Below are 5368 nucleotides of genomic sequence, written 5' to 3'. Positions count from 1 at the left end.
TGGATGATCGCCAACGGCTACGAGGACCGTCGCAGCCTCGAGCGCCGCATCGCGGCGATGGAGGCCTGGATCGCCAACCCGGTCCTGCTCGAGCCCGATGCGAACGCCGAGTACGCCGCGGTCTACGAGATCGATCTTGCGACCATCAAGGAGCCGATCCTCGCCTGCCCGAACGATCCCGACGACGTCAAGACGCTGTCGGACGTCGCCGGCGACGCGATCGACGAGGTCTTCATCGGCTCGTGCATGACCAACATCGGCCACTTCCGTGCCGCCGGTAAGATCCTCGCCGGCAAGTCGGACATCCCGACCCGCCTGTGGATCGCCCCGCCGACCAAGATGGACGCGATGATCCTGACCGAGGAGGGCTACTACGCCACCCTCGGCAAGTCGGGTGCACGCATGGAGATGCCGGGCTGTTCGCTGTGCATGGGCAACCAGGCGCAGATCCGCAAGGGCTCGACGGCGCTGTCGACCTCGACCCGCAACTTCCCCAACCGTCTGGGCATCGACACCCGCGTCTACCTCTCCTCGGCGGAACTCGCCGCGGTCGCCGCGCTGCTCGGCAAGATCCCGACGATGGAAGAATACATGGCCGCCGTCGGAACCCTCCAGGGCAAGACGGCCGAGGTCTACCGCTACATGAACTTCGACCAGATTCCCGCCTTTGCGGCGGCCCGGGCCTGACGGCCGCGCCGCTTCCCGACACCACGGGACGACGTCCGCGCGACAGCGGACGTCGCACCACGAAAGGATCACCCATGAAACTCGCGAGCTACATCGTCGATGATCGCAAGACGTTCGGCCTGGTCGTCGACGGCGGCCTCGTCGACCTGCGTCGTGCCCTGAACGACGAATATGCCGACCTCAAGGACTTTCTGGCACGCTGCGACCCCGCGGAGATTGCGGCGTTGGACGTCGCTCGGATCGACCACGAGACCGATGCCGTCACCTTCCTGCCGGTCATCGACGAACCGTCGAAGATCTTCTGCGTCGGCATGAACTATGCCGACAAGCGCGCGGAGTTCGCCGAGACCAATCCGGCGCCGACCCTCTTCGTACGTCTGCCGCATTCGCAGACCGGACACGAATGCCCGGTCCTGAAACCGTCCGAGACCGCCGAATTCGACTACGAGGGTGAACTCGCCGTCGTCATCGGCAAGGCCGGCTTTCGCATCACCGCGGCCGACGCCTACGACCATGTCGCCGGCTACTCCTGCTACATGGACGGCTCGGTGCGCGACTGGCAGCACACCTGGTTCACGGCCGGCAAGAACTGGCGCGAGACCGGCGCCTTCGGCCCCTGGCTGGTGACGCGGGACGAAATCCCCGATCCGCACGCGCTGAAGATCGGCACGTGGCTGAACGGCACGCGGGTCCAGGACGACTCGACCGCCAACATGATCCACCGCATCCCCGATCTCATCGCCTACATCTCGACCTTCTCGCCGCTCGAACCCGGCGACGTGATCATCACCGGCTCGCCCGGCGGCGTCGGCAAGAAGCGCAATCCGCCGCTCTTCATGAAGCCCGGCGATCGCATCGAGGTCGAGATCGAGAAGATCGGGCGCCTCGGCAATTCGATCGTGTTGGAAGCGATGGCCGCCTGACCCGGGCCACTGCTTCTACTCGGGCGACGCGTCCACCGTGTCGCCCGAGGCCCCTCATCTCCGATCGGAACCCCAACGCCGCCGGCCGTCAGGTGCCGGCACGTCCTCGCGGTTCCCGCGCGTCGAACGACGACCGCATCATGGAGCTCGCCATGTCCCGTCGCAGTCTCTTTCTTTCGGCCCTCGCGACCGCGATGTGCCTGGCAGCGATGCCGGCATCGGCGAGCGAAGTCCGCGTCATGATCTCCGGCGGCATGGCCGCGGCCTACAAGGAACTCGTCCGCACCTTCGAAGCCCGCACCGGGCACGTGGTCGTCACGGCCTACGGCCCCTCGATGGGGACGACGGAGAACGCCATCCCGGTTCGTCTCGCCCGCGGTGAGCGGGCCGACGTGTTGATCATGGTCGGCGAAGCGCTCGAAGGGCTCGAGAAGAGCGGCGTCGCCGATGCCTCGACCCATGCCGATCTCGTTCGCTCGCCGATCGGCATGTCGGTCCGCGCCGGTGCCGCAAGGCCCGACATCTCAACCGTCGATGCCCTGCGGGCGACCCTCCTGCGCGCCGGCTCGGCCGTCTATTCCGACAGCGCCAGCGGCGTCTACGTCGAGCGGAAGCTCTTCGCACGTCTCGGCATCGAGGCCGAGATGCGGGGCAAGGCGCGGATGATCCCCGCCGAACCCGTCGCCAAGGTGGTTGCCCGCGGCGAGGCCGAGTTGGGCTTCCAGCAGGTCAGCGAACTGTTGCCGATCGCCGGCGCCGACTTCGTCGGCAAGCTGCCGGACGACGTCCAGAAGATCACCGTCTTTTCCGCCGGCTTGACCACGAACGCCGCCGAGCCCGCCGCGGGCAAGGCGCTGATCGCCTTCATCGCGTCGAACGACGCAGCCCCGGTTCTGCTGCGCAGCGGCCTCGAGCCGATCGCCCGTCGTTGACCGACCTGGGCGACAGACCCTTCCGATACACGAGGACACCTCGATGACCGACATTCGCCCGAACCCGCGCCACGGCGAAAGCCGCAGGACCGGCCATCCGCTCCCGTCCGCGCAGGTTCTCGAGAACCCGCTGCTCAACCGCTCGACGGCCTTCACCGAGGAAGAGCGTGATCTCTACGGGCTGCACGGGCTGCTGCCCGACCATGTCGAGACGCTCGCCGACCAGGTCGCCCGCCGGCTCGAATGCGTCCGCGCCCTGCCGACCGATCTCGATCGCTACGTCTTCCTGCGCGACCTGCAGGACACCAACGAGACGCTCTATTTCGCCCTCCTCGTCGAGCATCTCGAGGAACTGCTGCCGGTCATCTACACCCCGACCGTCGGCCTCGGCTGCCAGCGCTTCAGCCACATCTACCGCCGTCCGCGCGGCCTGTTCCTGTCGATCCACCTCAAGGACAAGCTCGACCGGATCTTCGCCAATCCGCGCTTCGACGACGTCGAGTGCATCGTCGTCACCGACGGCGAGCGCATCCTCGGTCTCGGCGACCAGGGCGTCGGCGGCATGGGCATCCCGATCGGCAAGCTCGCCATCTATTCGGCCTGCGGCGGCATCGACCCGGCCCGGACCCTTCCGATCACCCTCGACGTCGGCACCGACAATCTCGAACGGCTCTCCGATCCGCTCTATTTCGGTTGGCACCACGAGCGCGTCCGCGGGGCGGACTACGACGCGTTCATCGAAGCCTTCGTCGCGGCGGTGAAGCGGCGCTGGCCGAATGTCCTGCTGCAGTGGGAGGACTTCCACAAGAACAACGCCAACCGGCTGCTGGAGCGCTATCGCGACCGGCTCTGCACCTTCAACGACGACATCCAGGGCACCGCCTCGGTCGCCACCGGCACGCTGCTCGCCGCCGTCGACATCGTCGGCAAGCCCCTGACCGAACAGCGCGTCGTCATCCTCGGCGGCGGTTCGGCCGGCATCGGCATCGCCGAACTGATCCGCTCGGCGATGATCGAGCAGGGCCTCGACGCCGAAGAGGCGGCGCGTCGCTTCTTCATCGTCGGCCGTCATGGCCTCGTCACCGAGAAGACGCCGAACCTCGACACGTTCCAGCTCGGCTGGCGCCAGGACAGCGCGCAGCTCGATCAGTGGCAGCTCGACGTGCCCGGCAAGGCCATGCTGCTCGACGTGGTGCGCAACGTGAAGCCGACCGTGCTGATCGGCGTCGCCGGCCAGCCGGGCACCTTCACCGAGGCGGTGATCCGCGAGATGGCGGCCCACACCGAACGGCCGATCGTCTTCCCGCTGTCCAACCCGACCTCCTGCGTCGAGGCGCAGCCGGCCGACATCGTGCGCTGGACCGAGGGGCGGGCGATCATCGGCACGGGCAGCCCCTTCGCGCCGGTCGAGTATGAAGGCGTCACCCATCATTTCGCCCAGACCAACAACTCCTACATCTTCCCCGGCGTCGGCCTCGGCGTCCTGGCGGTGAACGCGCGGCGGGTGACCGACAGCATGTTCCTCGCCGCCGCCGAGGCTCTCGCGGCGCTGTCGCCGGCGCGCACCACCCCGGGCGGACGGCTGCTGCCGTTGCTCGAGGACATGCGCAGGGTCTCCTCGACCATCGCCGTGGCCGTCGCCCGCAAGGCGCGCGACGAGGGCCTGACCGAGGCGATGTCGGATGCCGAGATCATCCGTCGCGTCCAGGAGAAGATGTGGGCGCCGGAATACCGCCGCCTGACGAACGAGGAGCGGCTCGCCGCCGAGTGAGATCGAAGACGTGAGGGGCGGCCGAAGCCGCCCCCGGTCGAGGACGTCTTCTTCGTCACACCGACGGCTTCGCCTGCCTGTGCCCAGACGACCGATTCCATGTCGAATGGCGCATCGTTCCGCAAGGAAGCTCCGGACGCAGCACGGCCTCGCGTGAGGCGAGGTCGGCATCCTTCCGGAGTATTCGTCTGCCCCGATCGTCCCCGGGATGTCCTAGACTTCGGGAGGCGCGGGTGAATCCGGGAGCGACGTGATGGGGCTGACCTTGTCGGTATCGGTGATGGAGGCACTCGGCGTCGCGGCTCGGCGTTTCGATCTCTTGTTGGTGCCGGGGTTCAAGGACAGCGGTCCCGAACACTGGCAGAGCCTGTGGCAGGGCATGGCGCCGGTGTTCCGGCGCATCACCCAACGACGGTGGGACGACCCCGACATCGAACTGTGGATCGCCACGATCCTGCGTCATCTGCGCGAGAGCCGTCGTCCCACCGTCCTGATCGGGCATTCACTGGGGGCCCTCGCTTCGACCTGCGTCGCCATGGATCGTGTCGCACCGGTCGCCGGCCTCGTCCTCGTGGCGCCCGCCGAGCCGTCGCGGTTCGAGGCGGAGGAGCGGATCCCGGAGCGGGATCTCGGCGTGCCGAGTCTGCTCGTCGCCAGCCACAACGATCCGGTGATGCGCTTTCACCGCGCCGAGCACTGGGCCCGCGTCTGGGGCAGTCGCCTCGTGGACGTCGGCGACGCGGGTCACATCAACGCGGAATCCGGCTTCGGTCCGTGGCCTCACGGGCTGCGCCTCCTGGCGGACTTCGCCGCGACGCTGCCGAATGGATGAACCGCCCCTCCGCAAGGGGGCGTCCTGCCGAACGCCGTCGCGCATCGACGTCGCCGGTCAGACCACCACCTCGAGCGAATTTCGGCGCCGATGGAGGTGCTCCCCCGCCACGAGTGAAGCCCACTCGCCTCGGTTCGGATACGGGGGCGGCGGGTTGCTCGGCACCGATCGGCCGCTCCCGCCGAGCGTCGCTCCGGGTCGGACAGGGACGATCCCTGAGGGC

Annotated in this window: 5 protein-coding genes; all 5 read left to right on the top strand. The window is 68.0% G+C overall.

Annotated elements, in window-relative coordinates:
* Nucleotides 1–687, top strand: a 687-nt coding sequence (locus ACT53U_RS11150; RefSeq protein WP_476155031.1) for an aconitase family protein, incomplete at its 5' end; no start/stop codon positions are given.
* Between the two features lie 74 nt (nucleotides 688–761).
* Nucleotides 762–1610, top strand: a complete 849-nt coding sequence (locus ACT53U_RS11145; RefSeq protein WP_476155030.1) for a fumarylacetoacetate hydrolase family protein — start codon at nucleotides 762–764, stop codon at nucleotides 1608–1610.
* Nucleotides 1611–1762: 152 nt separating this feature from the next.
* Nucleotides 1763–2542 (top strand): substrate-binding domain-containing protein, encoded by a 780-nt coding sequence (locus ACT53U_RS11140; RefSeq protein WP_476155028.1) that lies wholly within the window; start codon nucleotides 1763–1765, stop codon nucleotides 2540–2542.
* Nucleotides 2543–2585: 43 nt separating this feature from the next.
* A complete protein-coding gene (locus ACT53U_RS11135) occupies nucleotides 2586–4313 on the top strand; it encodes an NAD-dependent malic enzyme (protein WP_476155026.1) in 1728 nt (575 codons plus the stop codon).
* Nucleotides 4314–4566: 253 nt separating this feature from the next.
* Nucleotides 4567–5145 (top strand): RBBP9/YdeN family alpha/beta hydrolase, encoded by a 579-nt coding sequence (locus ACT53U_RS11130; RefSeq protein ID WP_476155024.1) that lies wholly within the window; start codon nucleotides 4567–4569, stop codon nucleotides 5143–5145.
* Nucleotides 5146–5368 lie beyond the last annotated feature (223 nt).

This window comes from Pinisolibacter sp. DMC19, from assembly GCF_056313985.1.
Note: the sequence above shows the minus strand (reverse complement) of the source record. Positions and strands in the feature narration are given on the sequence as shown.

What these genes read in the sequence shown, in the direction of transcription:
- ACT53U_RS11130 (WP_476155024.1), top strand. Translation starts at nt 4,567, where the DNA reads ATGGGGCTGACCTTGTCGGTATCGGTGATGGAGGCACTCGGCGTCGCG.
- ACT53U_RS11135 (WP_476155026.1), top strand. Translation starts at nt 2,586, where the DNA reads ATGACCGACATTCGCCCGAACCCGCGCCACGGCGAAAGCCGCAGGACC.
- ACT53U_RS11145 (WP_476155030.1), top strand. Translation starts at nt 762, where the DNA reads ATGAAACTCGCGAGCTACATCGTCGATGATCGCAAGACGTTCGGCCTG.
- ACT53U_RS11140 (WP_476155028.1), top strand. Translation starts at nt 1,763, where the DNA reads ATGTCCCGTCGCAGTCTCTTTCTTTCGGCCCTCGCGACCGCGATGTGC.